The organism is Rhodococcus sp. 7Tela_A2, from assembly GCF_049311045.1.
Taxonomy (GTDB): Bacteria; Actinomycetota; Actinomycetes; order Mycobacteriales; family Mycobacteriaceae; genus Rhodococcus.
Genome location: NZ_JAXION010000002.1, coordinates 89,480 through 110,069 on the forward strand (window position 1 = coordinate 89,480; position 20,590 = coordinate 110,069).

Consider the following 20,590-nt stretch of genomic DNA (forward strand, 5'->3'; position numbering starts at 1 on the left):
ATTGCCCGGATCCGTCCGGGTTGTGTTCAGCCCGACCCCCCCGGGGCTGAACACAGACGACCCTCGCCTCCTCCCCCCTGGCGAGGGTCGTCCTCGTTCCGGGGGTTCCCGCCGGCCCTCGCGGCGGCGTTCCCTCCCCGAAAGTCCGCAGGTGACGGGGTTTGTCCACAGGCGTTCCGACGATCCCCAGATTCGGCGTCGCACGCAGTTCTGCGGTCCCGCCGGAGCGTTCACCCCGCACGCTCAGCACATGACCCACGTCCTCGGGCTGACCGACGATACCGCTCTGATCGCGGCGTTGCGCCGCGTCGCTGCGGCCGCCGATCGCGAACTCCACGAAGCCGTCGCGCCGCCGTCCCGCCGTTCCTGGACCGATGCCGCCGTCGTCGTGGTGGACCACGCGTCGGCGCTGGCGTGTGCCGCCGATCTTCCGCGGCGGCCCGGTGTCGTACTCGTGTGTCCGGGAGCCGCCGACCTGCGGGAGTGGCAGGCCGCTGCGGTCGTGGGAGCCGAACACGTCCTCGGGTTGCCCGACAGCGAAGTGGAACTGCTCGCCGTCATCGGTGCGACCGCCGAGCCCGACGCAGCCGGCGGCACGGTGATCGCCGTCGTCGGGGGCTGTGGTGGTGCAGGAGCGTCGACGTTCGCTGCCGCCCTGGCCTGGTCGTCGGCGCGGCGAGACTCCGGCCGCGACGTCCTGCTCGTCGACGCCGATCCCTACGGGTGCGGTATCGACGTGCTCACCGGACTCGAGGAACGGCCCGGCGTGCGATGGTCCGGGCTCACCGTCGAGAGCGGACGCATCTCTGCCCGGGCGCTCCGCGACGCCGTCCCCTCGTGGACTCAGGGGCTCGGGGTCCTGTCCACGGATCGGGATTCCGGCGCGCAACTCACCGCCGGCGCGGCGACGGCGGTCGTGGACGCGGTGCACCGGTCCGGGACGACCGTGATCGCTGACATCGGGCGGGCCTTCGGTCCCGTCGCCGACGCACTCCTGTCCCTCGCAGATCTCACGGCGGTCGTCGTGCCGGCCCGCGTCGGTGCAGCGCTGTCGTCGGCACGGATCGCGGATCGACTCCTCGAACGCGCAGTGCCGGCCGGCCTCGTCGTCCGGGGACCGGCCCCGGGTGGGCTCACACCCGACGACGTCGCGGAGGTCACCGGGCTACCGCTGCTCGCGTCGATGCGGCCCGAACCGGGCCTTGCCGAGACACTCGAACGCGGGGGTATCCGGTTGCGGTCGCGGTCACCGCTCGTCGGTGCGGCGGAAGCCCTGCTCGACGGGCTCGATCCGGCTCGCCCGCGAACGCGGTGGATCGCGTGACCGGGACTGTCGCCGCCGACCTGCTCGACCGGGTTCGCGACCGCCTCGCGGACGAACCCGGGGATCTCACCCCCGCGCGGGTAGCTGCCGCGCTACGCGCAGAAGCCGGGGGCGTGCTCGGCGACTCCGACCTTCTCTCCGCCCTCCGGCACCTCCAGACCGAACTCACCGGAGCCGGACCGCTCGAAGTGCTGCTCGGTGATCCGGCGGTCACAGACGTACTCGTCACCGCACCCGATCGGGTGTGGGTCGACCGGGGCTCCGGACTGCACCTGACCGACGTGACCTTCGCCGACGAGACCGCAGTACGCCGCCTCGCGCAGCGTCTGGCGTTGTTCGCCGGACGCAGACTCGACGACGCGCAGATGTGGGTGGACGGCAGGCTGCCCGGCCACGGCGAGTTCGGAGTCCGGCTGCACGCGGTGCTCTCGCCGGTTGCGCAGGGCGGAACGTGCCTGTCGTTGCGGGTGCTGCGACCCGCCACCCAAGGACTCGATGCCCTGCGGGAACGCGGTGCGGTGCACGACGACGCCTACCGTCTGCTGCACCGCATCATCCGTGCGCGACTCGCGTTCCTGGTGGTCGGGGGCACCGGTGCCGGAAAGACCACACTGCTCGCGGCGCTGCTGGGAGCAGTGGACCACCGGGAGCGGATCGTCTGCGTCGAAGACGCTGCCGAGCTGGTGCCCACGCATCCCCACGTCGTTCGGCTGGTCGCGCGTGCGCCCAACGTCGAGGGGGTCGGGGAGGTCACCGTGCGGGACCTCGTCCGTCAGGCGTTGCGCATGAGACCCGACCGGATCGTCGTCGGGGAGGTTCGCGGGGCGGAGGTGGTCGATCTCCTGACGGCGCTGAACACCGGCCACGACGGGGGCGCCGGCACCGTGCACGCCAATTCGCCGGACGAAGTACCGGCACGGCTCGAGGCACTCGCGGCGCTCGGCGGCCTCGACCGAGCGGCCCTCCACAGTCAGCTCGTTGCCGCGGTCCAGGTGGTCCTTCATGTTCACCGCAGCCCCGGTGGTGCCCGTCGCCTCGTCGAGATCGGCGTCGTCGAACGCGATCCCGTCTCCGGAGTCGTCGTGTCGCCGGCCTGGACGTACGACCACGGTGCGGTCGCGGGCATGGCGTCGCTCGAACGTGCTCTTCGCCGACGGGATGTCCCGTGATCGGGGCGGCACTGTGCCTTGCCGCCGCGTTGCTCGTCGTCCCGCGTTCGTCGGGAGCACACCGAGTCCGTCCCCACGTTCCCTTTCGTTTTCCCGTTGTCGGTCACCCGGGAGTGCTCGCCGCCGCTGCAGGTGTCGCACTCGCCATGCTGGTCGGCGTCGCACCTGCGGTGGCCGCAGCCACGGTGGCGGCGACGACGCTGTGGCGGATACGCCGGAAACGCCGCGCGGCGCAGATCGAGGCACATCGGCGAATGTTGCTGTCCGGCTTGGAGGCAGTCATCGCGGATCTGCGAGTGGGTGCGCATCCTGCCGACGCCTGCGATACCGCAGCGCGCGAAACCACCGGACCTGCCGCAGATGCGTTCCGGGTCGCGTCTGCCCGCTCCCGCCTCGGAGGTTCCGCGTCGGACGGATTGCGGTCCTCGGTTCCGTCCGGCGACCGCGACGGACTGGCGGGAAGTCTGGCACGGGTAGTCGACGCATGGGCCGTGTCGGATCGGCACGGTCTGGCGCTCACCGAACTTCTGGCTGCGGCCCGGACGGACCTCTCCGCCAGGATGCGGATTCGCTCTCGCACGGACGCGGGCCTGGCAGGGGCGCGTGCAACCGCATCCGTCCTCGCGGCCCTCCCGTTGCTCGGAGTCGGGCTCGGGCAACTCATGGGTGCGGCGCCGGTGGGGATTCTGCTTTCCGACGGACTCGGCGGCATGCTTCTCGTCGCGGGCACGGTGCTGGCATGCGCCGGGTTGTTGTGGACCGACCGGATCGCCGACAGGGTGAGCGCATGACGGCGGCCGTCGCTGCCGCGCTCGCTGCCGCGGCCCTGCTGATCCTTCCGATCGCCGGCGGCAACGCTCGCCTCAGAGATGCGAAAGGTGTTCCCGGCCTGCAGGTATCGGCCGGACGCCCCGACCCGAATGCTGTGCCGGCTGCGTTCGACCTCTTCGCCGCATGTCTGCGCGCCGGAATGCCGGCGCCGTCGGCGGCCCGTGTCGTCGCGGAGTCGGCTCCACCGGATTTCGCCGCGGCGCTGCGCAGGGGCGCCGACAGGCTCGCGCTCGGTGCCGATCCGGCCGAGGCATGGGACGGCCCGGGAGACGACCTGCTCGAGGACTTCGCGAGGGCTGCGCGGCGTTCGGCGAAATCCGGTTCACCCCTGTCGGAGACCGTGGCAGAACTGGCCGTCCGGTACCGGACGGAGGCAGAGGACCGGGTGGCCGCCGATATCGAGCGGGCGGGTGTGCTCGTCAGCGGCCCGCTCGGGTTGTGTTTTCTGCCTGCGTTCGTGTGTCTGGGCATCGTGCCGGTAGTGATCGGCCTGGCCAGGGACGTGCTCGGGGGAGGGCTGTTGTGAAACGTCGGTGCGGACCGTCCGCGCCGCAAGGAGGGAAAATTATGCGCACCATCGGTATTTGGGGTTTCCGGAGTCGCGTGTCGGATCTCGTTGTGGACGACGACGGAATGAGTACGGCGGAGTACGCGATCGGAACCATCGCGGCAGCGGCGTTCGGTGCGGTCCTGTACGCGGTGGTGACGGGCGACTCGATCGTGTCGGCGTTGACCGGCATCGTCGAGCGCGCGCTCAACACAGCGGTGTGAGACGCCGGGGGCCGAGCGTCGGCCGGTGCGAGGCGATCCGGGGATTCCGGGCCGGGGATGCCGGCGGTGTCACCGTCGAAGCGGCGCTTGCGATCGCGAGTCTGGTGACAGTGCTGGTCCTGTGCCTCGGTGCGGTGCTGAGCATCGCGTATCAGGTGCGGTGTCACGACGCGGCGCGAGAGGCCGCGCGACTCGCCGCACGAGGTGATCGCACACGGGCGGTCGAGGTGGCCGCCCGTGTCGCGCCCCCCGACGCCGGAATCACGCTGCGAGAGGAGGGAGATCTGATCGTGGCTGTCGTGACGGCCGAGAGTCCTCTGTTTCCCCTGGTGACCTTGACGGCCGAAGCCGTCTCGGTGCGGGAACCGGAGGGGTTGCGGTGATGTCGGACCGGCTTCCGGCGGGTGACCGCGGGAGCGCGAGCGTGATCGGCTGCGCCGTGATGGCGGCCCTGATCGCCGTCACCGCGACGCTGCTTCATGTCGGATCGGTCGTCGTCGCACGGCACCGTGCGCAGGGCGCGGCCGACCTCGCCGCGGTGGCCGTCGCGTCGGCGCTCGATCGCGGTGTCGTGGCGGCGTGCGAGGCGGCCGAGCCCATCGCGCTTCGCATGCACGTGCGGGTGAGACGATGCGAGATCGAGAACTGGTACGCGCTCCTCGAGGTGACCGCTCCGGTGTCGTCGCTCTTCGGCGGGGACGAAGCGAGGGCGGTCGCGCGAGCGGGTCCGGCCGCGGTGACAGGCACCGAATGAGGAGCGGACCGCGCGAGCGGGACCAATGTGACACCCATCACATGTGACGGGTGTCACACAGGACTGGGGGCTCCGGCGCCGTCGGCCACTTGCCCGATTTACGAGGCCTCGGGACGCGGTGTAGTGCTGCGATAACGCTTCCGGTGGATGGAAGCGCGGATTCGCTCGGCTCGCCCGGCCCGTGCGACCCCCGCTCGTCGCGTTAAGGACGCATTTCGTCGGGTTCGTCGGGCTTTCTTTCCGGCGGGGCGTGCACGTCCGTCGCTAGGCGTGTGTCTAGAGTCAACCGACGTTCCGGGCCGCACGGTCTTGTTCTTGTGGCTCACACCGACACCGTGGATCATCGCGGACTTCGTGGACAGCGGTGCTGTCCCGTTGGGGCTGAGGAAGGATTGATTTTGAGGATCAAGCGCACGATCGCGGTCGTGTCGGTGGGCTTCGTAGCCGTCGGCATGCTTGCGGCATGTGGCGGCAGTAGTGCTGCCGGCAGTAGTGAGGGCACGTACAGCCTGTACATCGGTCAACCCGAGAACCCCCTGGTTCCCGGCAACACCACCGAGAGTGAGGGCAACCAGGTCCTCAAGGCGCTGTTCGCGCCCTTGGTGAACTACAACGACGAGACCAGCGAGGTCGAGTACACCGGCGTCGCAGAGTCGGTCGAGTCCGAGGACCAGGTCAACTGGACCATCAAGCTGAAGCCGGACTGGACGTTCCACGACGGGACTCCCGTCAATGCCAAGTCCTACGTCGACGCCTGGAACTACACCGCGCTGAGCACCAACGCATACGGCGCGTCGTACTTCTTCGAGAACGTGAAGGGCTACGACGATCTGCAGGCCGCAGAGGGCGGCGAGCCGGCCGCGACCACCATGTCCGGTCTGAAGGCAGTGGACGACTCGACCATCTCGGTCGAGCTGAAGGAGCCCTTCGCGATCTACCCGATCACGCTCGGGTACTCGGCGTTCATGCCGCTGCCCGAAGCCTTCTTCTCCGATCCCGAGGGCTTCGGCCGTCGTCCGATCGGCAACGGCCCGTTCAAGGCCGACGAGGACTTCGTCGACGGTCAGGGCTTCACCGTGACCAAGTACGAGGACTACGCCGGTGAGAACGCCGCGCAGTCGAACGGCGTGCAGTTCAAGGTCTACACCGAACTGGCCACCGGTTACACGGACGTCCAGGCCGGCGGCCTCGACGTGATGCTGGACCTGCCGCCGGACGCGTGGGCCACCGCTCGCGATCAGTTCGGTGATCGCTACCTCGAGCGCCCGCGCCCCGACATCACCTCGCTCAGCTTCCCCACCTACGACCCGCGTTTCTCGGATCCCCGTGTCCGTGAAGCCTTCTCGATGGCCATCGATCGTGGAGCCATCACCGAGGCCATCTTCACCAACACTCGTACGCCGGCCAAGTCCTTCGGGTCCCCGGTCGTCGAGGGTTACCGTGAGGACGCCTGTGGCGCTAAGTGTGAGCTGAACGTCGAGCAGGCCAACAAGCTTCTCGACGAGGCCGGCTTCGATCGCAGCCAGCCCGTTGATCTGTGGTTCAACGCCGGAGCCGCGCACGACCCGTGGATGACCGCGGTCGGTAACCAGATCCGCAGCAACCTCGGTATCGAGTACGTGCTGCGCGGCGATCTGCAGTTCGCGCAGTACCTGCCGTTGCAGGACGAGAAGGGCATGACCGGCCCGTTCCGCTTCGCCTGGATCATGGACTACCCGTCCCTGTACAACTTCCTCGCACCGATCTACAGCACCAGCGCATTGCCGCCCGCGGGCTCGAACAACACCTTCTACAGCAACCCCGAGTTCGACGCGGCCCTGTCGGCCGGTAACAACGCCGACTCGCTCGAGGCTGCCACGACGGAGTACCAGAAGGCCGAGGACATCCTGTTCCGCGACATGCCTTCCGCACCGCTGTTCTACGGTCTCAACCAGGCCGTGTACAGCGACCGGGTCGACAACGTGAAGATCGACGCGTTCGGCGACATCGTGGTCGAAGACGTCACGGTCAACTGAGTGACAAGTGGTGGGGTGTTTAGCACAAGCGAGGCCCCCCACCACTGTGTAGGACGTTCTGTTCCGTATAGGAGAACCCAGTGGGTCGCTTCATCACGCGCCGATTGCTGCTGACCATTCCGGTCCTGATCGGCGCCTCTTTTCTGATCTTTGCGATGGTCTACGCCCTCCCGGGCGACCCCATTCGTGCCCTCGCGGGTGATCGTCCGCTCGCGCCCGCGGTCATCGCGCAGCTTCGCGCCCAGTACAACCTGGACGATCCGTTCTTCGTCCAGTACATCAAGTACGTCGGCGGACTTCTGCAGGGCGACTTCGGTTCCGACTTCTCCGGAAGGCCGGTGCTGGACACCATCGCGCAACGGATGCCGGTCACCATGCAGTTGACGGCGGTAGCCGTCGCCTTCGAGGTCGTCATCGGTATCACGGCCGGCGTGCTCGCAGCCCTGCGTCGCAACTCCTTCTTCGACAACCTGGTGCTCGTCTCGTCGACACTGCTGGTGTCGGTGCCGGTGTTCGTCCTCGGCTTCGTCTCGCAGTACGTCCTCGGATACAAGCTGGGACTGTTCCCGATCGCCGGTATCAACAACGGCTGGTACAGCTTCCTGCTCCCGGGCCTGGTGCTCGCGTCGCTGTCGATGGCATACGTTGCCCGGCTGACTCGCACCGCGGTGTCGGAGTCGATGGCCGCCGATTACATTCGCACCGCGCGGGCCAAGGGCGTCGGGTATCGACGCATCGTGGTCCGGCATGCGCTGCGTAACAGCTTGATACCCGTGGTGACCTTCATCGGCGCCGATATCGGCGCACTGCTGGGCGGCGCGATCATCACCGAATCGGTGTTCAACATTCCCGGACTGGGCCGCGCAATCTTCGACGCTGTACAGAACCAGGAAGGTGCGGTGGTCGTCGGCATCGTCACGCTGATGGTCTTCTTCTACATCTTCTTCAACCTCGTCGTGGACGTGCTGTACGCATTCCTCGACCCCCGGATCAGATACGAGTAGTGGTATGGATTCCAAAAATGCCGAGGCCGCCCGTACACATGCCGTGGAGGAGGGCGAGCCGGGCAATGTCATGACGGGCGAAGCCGTCCAACTGGTGGGCCAGGCGAGCTTGTGGGGCAACGCGTGGAAGAAGTTGCGCCGCAGCGTGTTCTTCTGGTTCGGCGGGATTATCACCATCGTCCTGGTGATGATGGCGCTGATGCCGCAGCTGTTCGCCCGCGGCATCGACCCTCGGGCGTGCAACCTGTCCGACAGCCGCCGGCCACCGAGTGCACAGCACTGGTTCGGAACGGATCTGCAGGGCTGCGACTACTACGCCAACGTGATCTACGGTGCCCGCGTCTCCCTGAGCATCGGCCTCCTCGCAGTCATCGGTGTCCTGATCATCGGTGTGCTGATCGGTGCGCTCGCCGGCTATTTCGGTGGCGCCCTCGACAGCGTGCTCGCCCGTTTCACGGACATCTTCTTCGGCATCCCGCTCTTGCTCGGCGCGCTGGTGCTGCTGACGGTGACGTCCGAGCGGACCATCTGGACCGTGTCGCTGGCACTGATCACTTTCGGCTGGATGACAGCAATGCGCCTGGTGCGTTCGTCGGTCATCGCCATCAAGGAGAGCGAGTACGTTCAGGCCGCCCAGGTGCTGGGAGCCTCGACCTTCCGCATCCTGGTCCGGCACATTCTGCCGAACGCGCTGACCCCTGTTCTGGTCTACGCCACCATCGCCGTCGGTACGTTCATTGCCGCGGAATCAGCACTGTCGTACCTCGGTATCGGGCTGCAAATGCCCGCCATGTCATGGGGCCTGCAGATCAACCTGGGCCAGAACTACATCTCGACGTCGCCGCACCTGGTGCTGTTCCCGGCCGCGTTCCTGTCGGTGACCGTGCTGGCCTTCATTCTCATGGGTGATGCGCTGCGAGATGCGCTCGACCCGAAACGGAGCTGACGCAATGAGTGTCGACACGATCGACGAGACCACGACCGACCGCGCAATCCTCGGAGTCTCCGGTCTGACCATCGATTTCGAGGTGGACAAGACCTGGAGAGCAGCCGTACGTGACGTCTCGTTCGAGGTGGCGCGGGGCGAAATCCTGGCGATCGTCGGCGAATCCGGATCGGGTAAATCGACGACGGCCATGGCCGTACCGGGTCTGCTCGCCGACAACAGCCGTGTCCGCGGCAGCATCACTCTCGACGGTCGTGAACTCGTCGGTCTGTCGGAACGTGAACTGAACTCGGTGCGCGGCAAAGACATTGCCGTGATCTTCCAGGAGCCCATGACTGCCCTGAACCCCGTCTACACGATCGGGTGGCAGATCACCGAGGCCATTCGCTCGCACTCGGACATGACCAAAGCGCAGGCCAAGGAGCGTGTGATCGAGCTGCTCCGTCTCGTGGATATGCCCGAACCGGAGAAGCGGGTCAAGTACTACCCGCACCAGCTTTCCGGCGGGCAGCGCCAGCGAGCGATGATCGCCCAGGCGCTGGCCTCCGAACCGTCGGTGCTCATCGCCGACGAGCCCACCACAGCGCTCGACGTCACGGTGCAGGCCGAGATCCTGCAGCTGATGCGGGATCTGCGCGAACGCGTGGACGCGGCGATCGTGCTCATCACGCACGACATGGGTGTCGTCGCCGACATGGCCGACCGCATCCTCGTCATGCGCAACGGTGCCATCGTCGAGCAGGGGACGTCGGACAAGGTCTTCAACAAGCCGGAGCATGCCTACACCCGTGAACTGCTGGCGTCGGTGCCCCACCTCGGCTCGCGAGTCGGCGAGGCCGGAACCGACGACACTCCGGACGTGCGGTACGCACTCGAAATCGTCGACGGCGTGATCGAGTACCCCGGGGCGCGTCGCAACAGCGGCTTCCGCGCGGTCGACGGCGTGAGCCTCAACATCGAGCCCGGTGAGGTCGTGGGACTCGTCGGAGAGTCGGGCTCGGGCAAGTCGACGATCGGCAAGGCCGTAGTGGGATTGCTCAAGTTGCACTCCGGCTCACTGTCCGTTGCGGGCACCGACATCACGAAGATGTCGACGCGCGATCTGCGCCCGGTCCGCCGCAAGGTCGGCATCGTGTTCCAGGATCCGGGTTCGTCGCTGAACCCGCGCTGGCCCATCGGACAGTCCATCGGCGAGCCGATGCTGCTGCACACCGAAATGGACCGCACCCAGCGCGACAAGAAGGTCGAGGAACTGCTCGATCAGGTTCAGTTGCCGCGAGACATGCGCAACCGCTACCCGCATCAGCTTTCCGGTGGTCAGCGTCAGCGCGTGGGTATCGCGCGGGCGCTGGCTCTCGAACCGACACTGCTGGTGGCGGACGAACCGACGTCGGCGCTCGACGTCTCGGTGCAGGCCAAGGTGCTCGAGCTGTTCCAGGAACTGCAGCGCGAATACGGCTTCGCATGCCTGTTCATCAGCCACGACCTTGCCGTCGTGGAGGTGCTTGCACGTCGTATCGCGGTGATGCGGGCCGGCAAGCTCGTGGAGTTCGACCGGACCGATCGTATTCTGCGGTCGCCGTCCGATCCGTACACCAAGCGGTTGCTGGCGGCTGTCCCGGTTCCGGACCCGGCCCAGCAGGCGCTCCGGCGGAAAGAGCGTGCGGCACTGCTGGCCGCCGAACGTGCCGAGGACGAGCACAGGCCGGCGGTCTGACGGTTGTAGTGCGGTGTCAGTCCTGGCTGCCGATCGCGTCGAGCACGGCGGTCAGGACGAGCACGGCGCCCGACTTGTCGAGCGGATCGTTGCCGTTGCCGCACTTGGGTGAATACACGCAGGACGGGCAACCCGAGACGCACTCGCACGCTGCGACGGCGTCTCGGGTTGCCTCGAGCCATTGCGAGATCCGGCGGTAGCCACGCTCGGCGAATCCGGCACCGCCGGGCTGCCCGTCGTAGACGAAGACCGTGGGAAGACCGGTGTCCGGGTGCAGGTCGGTGGAGACGCCGCCGATATCCCCTCGATCGCACGTGGCGACGAGGGGGAGCAAACCGATCGCCGCGTGTTCGGCGGCGTGGAGCGCACCCGGGATCCGCTCGGCCGTGAGGCCGATCTGCGAGAGCAGTCCGGGATCGACGGTGTACATCACAGCGCGGGTCGCCAGGGTCTGCTCGGGCATCTCCAGCGGGATCTGATCGAGGATCTCGCCGGAGGGCAGACGCCGGAGGTATCCGACCACCTGGTGCGTCACCTCGACACCCACCGCCGCGACGGTGACGGGGCCGTGGTCCCGATGCTCGTCGATCGACGTGCAGCAGATCTCCGTGACTTCCCGTGCGCTGGTGGACCATTCGGGGTCCTCGGCGTGGACGAGTGCGATTCCGTCGTCAAGGTGCAGTTCGTCGACAACGAAGGATTCCCCGCGGTGCAGGTGTACGGCACCCGGATGCATCGTTGCGGGCGCGCGACTGCCTTCGACGGTGCCGAGCATCCGCCCGGTTTCCGCCTCCACGATCGCGACCTGCCCGCCGATGCCGCCGCGGATGTCGATCTCCGCGTGCGGATGTGTACCGGGAGTGACGAACCAGCCGTGCGGACGTCGGCGGACGAGGCCGTCCTCTGCGAGGCGAGTGAGAACCTCCCACGCCTCGTATTCCTCGACTTCGGTGTCGCTCAGCGGCTTTTCGGACGCCGCGCAGAGCAACTGCGGCCCCAGGACGTACGGGTTCGTCGGGTCGGTCACGGTCGACTCGACGGGCCTGCCCAGCAACGCCTGAGGATGGTGCACGAGATACGTGTCGAGGGGGTCGTCGCGGGCGACCAGCACCACCAGCGACCCCTGCCCTCGCCGCCCGGCGCGGCCACCCTGCTGCCAGAACGAGGCCACGGTGCCGGGGAATCCCGCGACGACCACCGCGTCGAGACCGGCGATGTCCACTCCGAGTTCGAGTGCGTTCGTACTCGCCACTCCGAGCAGACGTCCGTCGGAGATCGCCGCTTCGAGGTCGCGGCGATCTTCCGCGAGGTAACCGGCGCGGTAGGCGGCAACGTGGTCGACGAGGTCGGGCGCTGCCGCGGCGAGCAACCGTCGCGCGCCCATGGCCGTGAGTTCCGCACCGTGCCGGGACCGCACGAACGTCAGCGTCCGCGCACCTTCGACGACGAGGTCGGCGAGCAGCCGGGCCGCTTCGGTCCCGGCCGCGCGTCGCACGGGAGCCCCGTGTTCTCCGGTGACCTCACGCAGCAACGGAGGTTCCCACATCGCGACGGTCCTGGGTCCGTGGGGCGACCCGTCCTCGGTCACCGCACGGCACGGTGCACCGATGAGCCTGGACGCCGCGTCGGCCGGTTCGCCGGTGGTCGCGGAGGCCAGGATGAACACGGGATCGGCGCCGTAGTGTCGGGCCAGCCGCCGGAGCCGGCGCAGGATCAGTGCGACGTGCGACCCGAAAACTCCTCGGTACGAGTGGCATTCGTCGATCACCACGTATTTCAGCCGACGCAGCATCCGCGCCCACCGTGCGTTCCCGGGCAGCAGCGACACGTGCAGCATGTCGGGATTGGTGAAAATCCACCGTGAGTGCCGGCGCGCCCACTGCCGCATCTCCGTGCTGGTGTCGCCGTCGTACGCGCACGCCGCCACCGTCGACAGTGCGGGCTCCATCATGGTCAGTTCGGTGACGGCGCGAAGCTGATCGGCCCCCAGCGCCTTGGTGGGGGAGAGATACAGAGCGGTGGCCTGCGGGTCGGTCGCCAGGGCACTGAGCACGGGAAGTTGATACGCCACCGACTTGCCGGACGCGGTTCCGGTGGCGACGACCACGTTCTGTCCGGCGGCGGCGAGATCGGCGGCGTCGGCCTGATGGCTCCACAGCTGCGGTACCCCGTGCTCGCGCAGGGCCCGGACCACCGGCTCGGCTGCCCAGCGAGGCCAATCGGTGTGCTGCGCCGGCCGGGCGGGCAGCGCGGCGACGTGGGTGAGCGGGGACTCGCCGGCGGGTGTTCCGGCCAGGAGGCGGTCGAGGAGTTCACGTCCGTAGGTCGCAGCCGTGCCGTTACCCGGATCGAACGGGGGTGAGCTGGGCACGGAGCGCTCCGGGGGTTGCGGGGTTTTGCGGGGTCGAACGGGGGCGGCGGTTCTGCCGTCTGCGGCGGGCGGAAACCACTACCGATCGGTAATCGTACCGACGGTCGGGGACCTTCGATTTTTCTGGGACGTTTGTGCCCATTACTACTGTCGCGACCGCCCCGGGCATGGTTGACTGGCACGCGGTCGCAGCTTCTGTGTTCGTGGACTTGAGAGAGTGAACGCTCGCAGGATCGATGGTTGCGGGCGCGGTGCTTTGCTCTTCCCACGGGGGTTCGGAAGTACAGCGGTCGGAACCGGGGCCGGGCGGGCCGCGTTTCCGGTGGTCTGTCGAATCCGGTGGTAAGAAAGAGAAGGAAAAGCATGGCACAGGGCACTGTGAAGTGGTTCAACGCGGAGAAGGGCTTCGGCTTCATCGCTCCCGAGGACGGTTCTGCAGACGTGTTCGTTCACTACTCCGAGATCCAGGGCGCCGGTTTCCGGACCCTCGAGGAGAACCAGCGCGTGGAGTTCGAGGTCGGTCAGGGCACCAAGGGCCCGCAGGCCACCGGCGTGCGCGCTGTCTGAGAGATTGCTCCCATGAGCGCAAGGTGAGGCTCGACTCCTCATCTGAATCGTCCCCCGTCACCTCCGGTGATGGGGGACGATGCATTTTCGGGTATCGATCGACCGGAAGGAAAGGATCGTGAGCCAGCTGTCGTTCTTCGGCGCCGAGCTCGGGCCACCTTCGGTCGCAGACCTGAGCGGGGTGCTGGCAGCCCAGGGCCGGGTCGCGATTCGCGGAGACCGGGCCCGGATCTCCGCCGTTGTCGATGCCCCCTGGCGCGCTACCGGGATCGCACACCTGATGTCCGAGGCGGGGCTGGAACCGGAGATCGGCACCACCGACGACGGCCGCACGACCGTGTGCACGGCGTTCGCCGCAGAGACGATGCCACTGGCTTTGCTGTGGTTGCGCGGCACGGTGAAGACGGTGCCCTTCGAGTGGGTGCCGAGTTCGCGTGCTCAGCGCGCATGGTTTCTCGCCGCGGGTACGAAAGAAGTGGACGGAGAGCGATACGTCCTCGGCCTCGATCCGCAGACACCCGACACCCATGCGCCCCTCGCCGAGGCGTTCCTGCGGGCCGGTATCGCACCCACTCTCATCGGCACACGCGGGTCGTCACCGGGCCTGCGAGTGTCCGGCCGCAAGCGCCTGACCAGGCTCGTCGAGAACATCGGGGCACCGCCCGACGACCCCGGGGCGTGGGAGGTCTGGCCTCGTGCCGCGCCGTGGGACCACCACACGTGATGAGGCGTCCGCCCAGGATGTGCGACCCTGTGTGTGGCTACGTCGGGGGGACGTGGTCGGTATACATGTCTTCGAGAAGCGCGACATGTCGGTAGAGGGAAGGCACAGGCGGCACGGTGGCAGCAGACAAGAGCACTTCGGACGGGTCCTCGGGTACACGTCGGCTGGTCATCGTCGAATCCCCGACCAAGGCGAAAAAAATCGCCCCCTACCTGGGGCGCGATTACGTCGTCGAGGCGTCGGTCGGTCATATCAGGGATCTGCCGCGCGGCGCCGCGGATGTCCCTGCCAAATTCAAGGGTGAGTCGTGGGCCCGCCTCGGTGTCGACGTCGATCACGATTTCGAGCCGCTCTACGTCGTCAGCCCGGAGAAGAAGTCCAAGGTCTCCGAACTGAAGAGTCTCCTCAAGGACGCCGACGAGCTCTATCTCGCCACCGACCCCGACCGCGAGGGCGAAGCGATCGCCTGGCATCTGCTCGAGACCCTCAAGCCCAAGGTTCCGGTCCGGCGCATGGTGTTCCACGAGATCACCGAATCCGCCATTCGTGCGGCCGCGGAGAACACCCGCGAACTCGACACCGACCTTGTCGACGCGCAGGAAACCCGGCGCATCCTCGACCGGCTGTACGGCTACGAAGTCAGCCCGGTGTTGTGGAAGAAAGTCATGCCGCGCTTGTCGGCCGGGCGCGTGCAGTCCGTCGCGACCCGCATCATCGTGCAGCGCGAACGCGAGCGGATGGCATTCAGGTCTGCCGAGTACTGGGACATCGCGGCGACCATGGACGCGGGCGAAACCGCGAGCCCCCGCTCGTTCGGTGCGCGTCTGGTCGGAGTGGACGGCTCCCGCGTCGCTTCCGGCCGTGACTTCGGTGCCGACGGCAAACTGAAGTCCACCGGCGTCGTGGTTCTCGACGAGACCTACGCGCGTCGTCTGGCCGAGGCGCTCGCCGGAACCGCGCTGACGGTGTCGTCGGCCGAGAGCAAGCCGTACACCCGTAAGCCGTATGCGCCGTTCATGACCTCGACGTTGCAGCAGGAAGCCGGGCGCAAGCTCAGGTTCTCGTCGGAACGCACCATGCGCATCGCGCAGCGGCTGTACGAGAACGGCTACATCACGTACATGCGTACGGACTCCACGACGCTGTCCGAGTCGGCGATCAGCGCCGCGCGCGCCCAGGCCACCCAGCTGTACGGCGCCGAATTCGTGCACCCGACGCCGCGCCAGTACACCCGTAAGGTCAAGAACGCGCAGGAAGCGCACGAGGCGATCCGCCCCGCCGGCGACGTGTTCGCCACCCCGGGTGAGTTGCATGCGCGTCTCGACGGCGACGAGTTCCGCCTCTACGAGCTGATCTGGCAGCGCACCGTCGCGTCGCAGATGGCTGATGTCCGCGGCACCACCCTCACCCTCCGGATCACCGGCACCGCCGGCACGGGGGAGGAGTGCACGTTCTCGTCGTCGGGCCGCACCATCACGTTCGCAGGCTTCCTCAAGGCCTACGTCGAGAGCGTCGACGAAGAGGCAGGCGGCCAGTCCGACGACGCCGAGTCGCGCCTGCCCAACCTCAGCGAAGGCTCCGCGGTCACCGCGACGAAGCTCGATCCCGACGGCCACTCCACGAACCCGCCGGCGCGGTACACCGAGGCGAGCCTCATCAAGACGCTCGAAGAACTCGGCATCGGCCGGCCCTCGACGTACGCCTCGATCATCAAGACGATCCTCGATCGCGGATACGTCTACAAGCGAGGCAGTGCGCTCGTCCCGTCCTGGGTGGCGTTCGCCGTGATCGGCCTGCTCGAATCCCACTTCTCGCAGCTCGTGAACTACGACTTCACCGCGGGTATGGAAGACGACCTCGACGAGATCGCCTCCGGTCACGAACACCGGACCGACTGGCTGACGAGGTTCTACTTCGGCGGCGAGCACGGCGGCGAGCAGTCGGTCGCACGACAGGGCGGCCTGAAGAAGCTCGTCAGCGAGAACCTCGAGGACATCGACGCCCGCGAGATCAACTCGATCCGTCTGTTCGACGACGCCGAAGGCCGCGAGGTCCATGTTCGGGTCGGGCGGTTCGGCCCGTATCTCGAGCGGATGGTGGTCAACCCGGACGACCCGGACGGCGACCCGATCTCCCAGCGCGCGAATCTCCCCGACGACCTGCCGCCGGACGAGCTGACGCTCGAGTACGCGGAGAAGTTGTTCTCCACGCCCCAGGAGGGGCGCGTGCTCGGCGTCGATCCCGCAACCGGTCACGAGGTCGTCGCGCGGGAGGGCCGCTTCGGTCCGTACGTCACCGAGTTGCTGCCCGAGCCCACCCCGGAGCCGGAACCCGAACCGGACGTGACACCGATCCCCGTCGAGGAGGTCGAGGCCGCCGGCGGTGGCACGAAGACCGCGACGAAGAAGGCTGTCGCCAAGAAGGCTGCGAAGAAGGCACCCGTGAAGAAGGCGGCCAAGAAGGCCACCGGTCCGAAGCCGCGCACCGCGTCGCTGCTCAAGACGATGGATCTGTCGACGGTCACGTTGGAGGACGCGCTCCGGCTGCTGTCTCTCCCGCGCGTCGTGGGTGTCGATCCCGAGTCGGGTGAAGAGATCACGGCGCAGAACGGCCGTTACGGTCCGTACCTGAAGAAGGGCACCGACTCGAGGTCCCTGGCGGACGAAGAGCAGATGTTCACCGTCACGCTCGACGAGGCGCTGAAGATCTACGCCGAGCCGAAGCGCCGTGGCCGGCAGGCTGCGGCCACGCCGCCTCTCCGTGAACTGGGCGTGGACCCGGTGAGCGAAAAGCCGATGGTGATCAAGGACGGGCGGTTCGGTCCGTACGTCACCGACGGCGAGACCAACGCGAGCCTGCGCAAGGGTGACGAGGTCCCGACGATCACCGACGAGCGGGCTTCGGAGTTGCTCGCCGACCGGCGTGCGCGCGGTCCGGTGAAGAAGGCCACCAAGAAGGCCGCGGCGAAGAAGTCGCCCGCCAAGAAGACCGCAGCGAAGAAGACCGCGGCGAAGAAGGCCCCGGCCAAGAAAGCCGCGGCGAAGAAGGCAGCAGACTGATCCCGGCCCGGACGCCTACCCTTGCGGTGTGTACCGCGAATGGGCGTCCGGGATACCCGGGGTCATCGCCTGGGTGTCGACGCCCGATCCCGCCGGACCGGCCGGAAACACCGTTCTGCCCGACGGATGCATGGATCTGATCTGGCACGAAGACGGCCTTCTCGTTGCGGGTCCCGACACGCGCGCACAGTTCTCGGACCTCGCGGCGCGGCGAAAACTGGCGGCAGTGCGGTTCGCACCCGGCCTCGGGCCCGTGTTCCTGGGTGTCGACGCCTCCGAATTGCGCGACCGGCGCGTCTCCCTCGACCAGATCTGGTCCCCGCGCCGGGTCCGCGACATCGTGGCGGCCGTCGAAGACGACCCGGTGTCCGGCCTCGTCCATGCCGCTCGCCGCGATCTGGACGAAGCACCTCGAAGTCCTCTGTCGGGGCTCGCGCATGCATTCGCATCCGGTATGACGGTCGCCGATGCCGCGACCGCTGCCGGCTGGAGTGAACGAACCCTCCGCCGGCGCGCACACCAGGCGTTCGGCTACGGGCCGAAGACGCTGTCCCGCGTCCTGCGCTTCCGGCGGGCGGTGGAACGCGCTCGTGCGGGCGAAGACCCGGCCAGGGTTGCGGCCGAGTGCGGGTACAGCGACCAGTCGCACCTCGCGCGTGAGGTGCGCGCCCTGTCGGGATCGACGCTCGGTGACCTCGTCCGTCCGCGGTCCGGGCCGTAACTACTCGGAAAGTGCAGCGAACAGGTCGATGCCGTGGCCGTCCGGATCGAGCAGGCTCGCGTAACGCTGCCCCCACGCCGCATCCCAGGGCTTCATCGCCGAAGTGCACCCGGCGGCAACCAGTGCCGCGTACATCTCGTCGACCTCGCCCGGTGAACCGCACTCGAATGCGAGGCTCGGCCCGCCCGTCCCCGGTTCGAAACCCGGATCGAACGACTTCACGGAGTCGATCGTGTCCCACATCAGACGGACACCGTCGGCCGCCGTCACCTCGAAGTGCGGCGCGTCGGGTGCTTCGGCGGGCAGGTCGAGGCCGAGTGTGCGGTAACACTCGAAGGAGCGCCCGAAGTCCTCGACAACCAGGCCGATGGCAGAGAATCGAATGGTCATGACCCGACGGTAGAGCGGGCCGGGCACGTAGGTCTTGAACGTTTCGGACAGCCGGACGGAACAGGTCGGTGCCGGTGGTTACGCTGGTCGGCATGTCCGGTGTCTTCGATCGTCTCGTCGGCCAGCACGATGTCGAGACCGATCTCGTTGCGGCTGCAGTCGCTGCGCGCAACGGCGATACCGGCTCGGCGATGACGCATTCGTGGCTGTTCACCGGGCCTCCCGGATCAGGCAGGTCCATCGCGGCATTGTGCTTCGCGGCCGCGCTGCAGTGCACCGACGAACAGACTCCCGGATGTGGACACTGCCACGCATGCACCACCACGATGGCCGGTACCCACGGCGACGTGCGGCGGGTGATCCCCGAGGGCCTGACCATCAGCGTCAAGGCGATGCGCGCCATCGTGCAGGTCGCGTCGCGCCGGCCCAGCACCGGCCGGTGGCAGGTCGTGGTGATCGAGGATGCCGACCGTCTCACCGAGGGAGCGGCCAACGCGCTGCTGAAGGTGGTGGAAGAACCGCCGCAACGCACCGTGTTCCTGCTGTGCGCCCCGTCGACCGATCCCGAGGACATCTCGGTGACGCTTCGGTCCCGCTGCCGGCACGTCGGTCTCGTCACGCCCAGCGCCGCGTCGATCGCCGAGGTCCTGCAGCTCAGCGACGGCATCGACGAGAAGACTGCGCGGTGGGCCGCGTCGGTGAGTGCGGGCCACGTCGGCAGGGCCCGCCGTCTGGCCACCGACACGATCGCGCGGGAAAACCGCAACCGCGCCCTCGAGCTCGCCGGGGCCGTTCTCCGGCCTGCGACGACGTACTCCGCAGCCGAGGAACTCGGACGCAGCGCCGAGGTGGAAGCCAAGGAGATCAGTGTCGAACGCGACGAGCGTGAGACAGAAGAGCTGAGGACGGCGCTCGGTGCAGGCGGTACCGGTAAGGGAGCCGCAGGTGCGCTGCGCGGTTCGGCCGGCGTACTGAAAGAACTCGAGCGCACGCAGAAGTCCCGCAAGACCCGGACCGAACGCGACATCATGGACCGCGCGCTCATCGACCTCGCGGGGCTGTACCGGGATGCCCTCGCCCACGCGTTCGGTTCCACCGCGACGCCCAACCATCCGGACATGACCGAACGTGCAGCCGATCTCGCCTCCCGTACCAGTCCGGAGGCCCTGCTCGACTGCATCGAAGCGATCCTCGAGTGCCGCGAGGCTCTCGCGCAGAACGTCAAGCCGAAGTTCGCGCTGGCAGCCATGGCGGCGCGCTTGAGCGCTGCGTTCCGGTGACTGAAGTGCCGGTTTGCATCCCGGTGGGGGTAGTCCGCTAGACTTCGGACGCCGAACGGCATGCTGCCTTAGCTCAGTCGGTAGAGCATTTCACTCGTAATGAAAAGGTCGTCGGTTCGATTCCGACAGGCAGCTCCACGAAGAGCCCCCCCCCCCCCCCGGGGGGGGCCCTCTTCTGGTTCCAGGGCTCGGTCGTCCTCGCGTGATGTCGTGCGGACAGGGACCATGGAGTCATGTTGATGGAAATCTTCTCCCTGATCCTGATCATCGGTGCGCTCGTCGTGGTGATCCCCATGGCGATCCGCGTGTTCCGGGATCGCGACGACCGGTGACACGCCCTCCTCGGCGCTCGACAACCACAACCGGCGCACTCATGCTCGGTATATGGGTGACTCTCTGAAGGACCGGGTCCGCGACAAGATCATGCGTCAGCGTGCGGAGGACGGGGGCCGGCCGATCGACGCCGCGGAGGCCGACGACCCCCGCCTGACCGATATCGACGGCGATCTCGCGTTGCTGTCCCAGGCCGGCGAGGACGACGAGGTGGTCCAGAGCCTCGCTGCGAAGTACTGGGTGCCCTGAACGCGGCCGGAATCGGCGTTGACCTGGCGATTTGGTGTTTGTGGGGGTGCTCGCGTAACTTAATCCAGGTCAGAGCGACACGGACACCGACCCGGACCTACAGGGACTGGGAAAACGAGGTTGGACGAGAGCGCCTGAATATCTGGTTCGAAATCTTCTGGTAAGGTTTCGTACTGCCCCTGGGTTCGGAAGCGACACGGATTTGCGTCTGTGTGGTGCGGGATCTAGGCTGGAACAGTTGCCCCGGAACGAGCGAGTTGTGAAATTCGTGAGTGATGGTGTGTGCGTGTTCTTTGAGAACTCAACAGTGTGCCGATGAATGTCAGTGCCAATTATTTGGTGCGATCATCCGCTTTTGTGGATGG

At 67.5% G+C, this 20,590-nt stretch carries 19 protein-coding genes and 1 tRNA gene; 18 read left to right on the forward strand and 2 right to left on the reverse strand.

Annotated elements, in window-relative coordinates; genetic code table 11:
- Positions 1–250 precede the first annotated feature (250 nt).
- From ssd to TVH25_RS00925, 11 genes are all read left to right on the forward strand, one after another.
- Positions 251–1,324: a septum site-determining protein Ssd gene (ssd, locus tag TVH25_RS00875; RefSeq protein ID WP_296549835.1), complete on the forward strand. Its 1,074-nt coding sequence runs from the start codon at positions 251–253 to the stop codon at positions 1,322–1,324.
- Positions 1,321–2,493 (forward strand): TadA family conjugal transfer-associated ATPase, encoded by a 1,173-nt coding sequence (locus TVH25_RS00880; RefSeq protein ID WP_296549837.1) that lies wholly within the window; start codon positions 1,321–1,323, stop codon positions 2,491–2,493. The genes ssd and TVH25_RS00880 overlap by 4 nt, the downstream gene beginning before the upstream one ends.
- Complete coding sequence (locus TVH25_RS00885; protein WP_422423146.1) at positions 2,490–3,284, forward strand: type II secretion system F family protein; 795 nt, start codon at positions 2,490–2,492, stop codon at positions 3,282–3,284. The genes TVH25_RS00880 and TVH25_RS00885 overlap by 4 nt, the downstream gene beginning before the upstream one ends.
- A complete protein-coding gene (locus TVH25_RS00890) occupies positions 3,281–3,850 on the forward strand; it encodes a type II secretion system F family protein (protein WP_169653033.1) in 570 nt (189 codons plus the stop codon). The genes TVH25_RS00885 and TVH25_RS00890 overlap by 4 nt, the downstream gene beginning before the upstream one ends.
- Positions 3,851–3,891: 41 nt before the next feature.
- A complete protein-coding gene (locus TVH25_RS00895) occupies positions 3,892–4,095 on the forward strand; it encodes a DUF4244 domain-containing protein (protein WP_422423147.1) in 204 nt (67 codons plus the stop codon).
- 35 nt (positions 4,096–4,130) lie between these two features.
- On the forward strand, positions 4,131–4,478 hold the full coding sequence (locus TVH25_RS00900) for a TadE family type IV pilus minor pilin (protein WP_169623065.1): 348 nt from the start codon (positions 4,131–4,133) through the stop codon (positions 4,476–4,478).
- Positions 4,478–4,849, forward strand: a complete 372-nt coding sequence (locus TVH25_RS00905; RefSeq protein WP_296549843.1) for an Rv3654c family TadE-like protein — start codon at positions 4,478–4,480, stop codon at positions 4,847–4,849. The genes TVH25_RS00900 and TVH25_RS00905 overlap by 1 nt, the downstream gene beginning before the upstream one ends.
- A 398-nt stretch (positions 4,850–5,247) precedes the next feature.
- Positions 5,248–6,864, forward strand: coding sequence for a peptide ABC transporter substrate-binding protein (locus TVH25_RS00910; RefSeq protein WP_206038894.1), 1,617 nt, complete (start codon positions 5,248–5,250; stop codon positions 6,862–6,864).
- A gap of 80 nt (positions 6,865–6,944) precedes the next feature.
- Positions 6,945–7,868, forward strand: a complete 924-nt coding sequence (locus TVH25_RS00915) for an ABC transporter permease subunit (protein ID WP_169653034.1) — start codon at positions 6,945–6,947, stop codon at positions 7,866–7,868.
- 4 nt (positions 7,869–7,872) lie between these two features.
- Positions 7,873–8,814 (forward strand): ABC transporter permease, encoded by a 942-nt coding sequence (locus tag TVH25_RS00920; protein WP_422423148.1) that lies wholly within the window; start codon positions 7,873–7,875, stop codon positions 8,812–8,814.
- Positions 8,815–8,818: 4 nt separating this feature from the next.
- Positions 8,819–10,531, forward strand: coding sequence for an ABC transporter ATP-binding protein (locus TVH25_RS00925; RefSeq protein WP_422423149.1), 1,713 nt, complete (start codon positions 8,819–8,821; stop codon positions 10,529–10,531).
- Positions 10,532–10,547: 16 nt separating this feature from the next.
- Here the strand turns inward: TVH25_RS00925 and TVH25_RS00930 are convergent, their stop codons facing one another.
- A complete protein-coding gene (locus TVH25_RS00930) occupies positions 10,548–12,902 on the reverse strand; it encodes a DEAD/DEAH box helicase (RefSeq protein ID WP_422423150.1) in 2,355 nt (784 codons plus the stop codon).
- A 363-nt stretch (positions 12,903–13,265) separates the two neighbouring features.
- On the opposite strand from TVH25_RS00930, the gene TVH25_RS00935 reads away from it, so the two are divergent.
- The 4 genes from TVH25_RS00935 (at position 13,266) to TVH25_RS00950 (ending at position 17,973) form a co-directional block, all read left to right on the forward strand.
- Positions 13,266–13,469: a cold-shock protein gene (locus TVH25_RS00935; protein WP_054720028.1), complete on the forward strand. Its 204-nt coding sequence runs from the start codon at positions 13,266–13,268 to the stop codon at positions 13,467–13,469.
- A gap of 118 nt (positions 13,470–13,587) precedes the next feature.
- Positions 13,588–14,193: a hypothetical protein gene (locus TVH25_RS00940; RefSeq protein ID WP_422423151.1), complete on the forward strand. Its 606-nt coding sequence runs from the start codon at positions 13,588–13,590 to the stop codon at positions 14,191–14,193.
- A 116-nt stretch (positions 14,194–14,309) separates the two neighbouring features.
- Positions 14,310–17,252 carry a type I DNA topoisomerase gene (gene topA, locus TVH25_RS00945; RefSeq protein WP_422423152.1) on the forward strand — a complete coding sequence of 981 codons (2,943 nt, stop codon included), beginning with the start codon at positions 14,310–14,312 and terminating at the stop codon, positions 17,250–17,252.
- A 28-nt stretch (positions 17,253–17,280) separates the two neighbouring features.
- Positions 17,281–17,973, forward strand: a complete 693-nt coding sequence (locus TVH25_RS00950) for a helix-turn-helix transcriptional regulator (RefSeq protein WP_169623036.1) — start codon at positions 17,281–17,283, stop codon at positions 17,971–17,973.
- Here TVH25_RS00950 and TVH25_RS00955 read toward each other — a convergent pair whose 3' ends face one another.
- Positions 17,974–18,363 (reverse strand): VOC family protein, encoded by a 390-nt coding sequence (locus TVH25_RS00955; RefSeq protein ID WP_169653039.1) that lies wholly within the window; start codon positions 18,361–18,363, stop codon positions 17,974–17,976. It lies immediately after the preceding gene.
- A gap of 92 nt (positions 18,364–18,455) precedes the next feature.
- On the opposite strand from TVH25_RS00955, the gene TVH25_RS00960 reads away from it, so the two are divergent.
- The 3 genes from TVH25_RS00960 to TVH25_RS00970 all read left to right on the forward strand — a co-directional run bounded on the left by TVH25_RS00960 (position 18,456) and on the right by TVH25_RS00970 (position 20,225).
- Positions 18,456–19,643: a DNA polymerase III subunit delta' gene (locus tag TVH25_RS00960; protein WP_169653040.1), complete on the forward strand. Its 1,188-nt coding sequence runs from the start codon at positions 18,456–18,458 to the stop codon at positions 19,641–19,643.
- A gap of 62 nt (positions 19,644–19,705) precedes the next feature.
- Positions 19,706–19,781: transfer RNA gene (locus TVH25_RS00965), tRNA-Thr, on the forward strand.
- Between the two features lie 246 nt (positions 19,782–20,027).
- Entirely contained in the window at positions 20,028–20,225 is a 198-nt protein-coding gene (locus tag TVH25_RS00970; protein WP_169623033.1) for a hypothetical protein, read from the forward strand.
- Positions 20,226–20,590: the final 365 nt, after the last annotated feature.

What these genes read in the sequence shown, in the direction of transcription:
- TVH25_RS00970 (WP_169623033.1), top strand. Translation starts at nt 20,028, where the DNA reads ATGGGTGACTCTCTGAAGGACCGGGTCCGCGACAAGATCATGCGTCAG.
- TVH25_RS00960 (WP_169653040.1), top strand. Translation starts at nt 18,456, where the DNA reads ATGTCCGGTGTCTTCGATCGTCTCGTCGGCCAGCACGATGTCGAGACC.
- TVH25_RS00955 (WP_169653039.1), bottom strand. Translation starts at nt 18,363, where the DNA reads ATGACCATTCGATTCTCTGCCATCGGCCTGGTTGTCGAGGACTTCGGG.
- TVH25_RS00925 (WP_422423149.1), top strand. Translation starts at nt 8,819, where the DNA reads ATGAGTGTCGACACGATCGACGAGACCACGACCGACCGCGCAATCCTC.
- TVH25_RS00905 (WP_296549843.1), top strand. Translation starts at nt 4,478, where the DNA reads ATGTCGGACCGGCTTCCGGCGGGTGACCGCGGGAGCGCGAGCGTGATC.
- TVH25_RS00890 (WP_169653033.1), top strand. Translation starts at nt 3,281, where the DNA reads ATGACGGCGGCCGTCGCTGCCGCGCTCGCTGCCGCGGCCCTGCTGATC.
- TVH25_RS00920 (WP_422423148.1), top strand. Translation starts at nt 7,873, where the DNA reads ATGGATTCCAAAAATGCCGAGGCCGCCCGTACACATGCCGTGGAGGAG.
- TVH25_RS00895 (WP_422423147.1), top strand. Translation starts at nt 3,892, where the DNA reads ATGCGCACCATCGGTATTTGGGGTTTCCGGAGTCGCGTGTCGGATCTC.
- TVH25_RS00935 (WP_054720028.1), top strand. Translation starts at nt 13,266, where the DNA reads ATGGCACAGGGCACTGTGAAGTGGTTCAACGCGGAGAAGGGCTTCGGC.
- ssd (WP_296549835.1), top strand. Translation starts at nt 251, where the DNA reads ATGACCCACGTCCTCGGGCTGACCGACGATACCGCTCTGATCGCGGCG.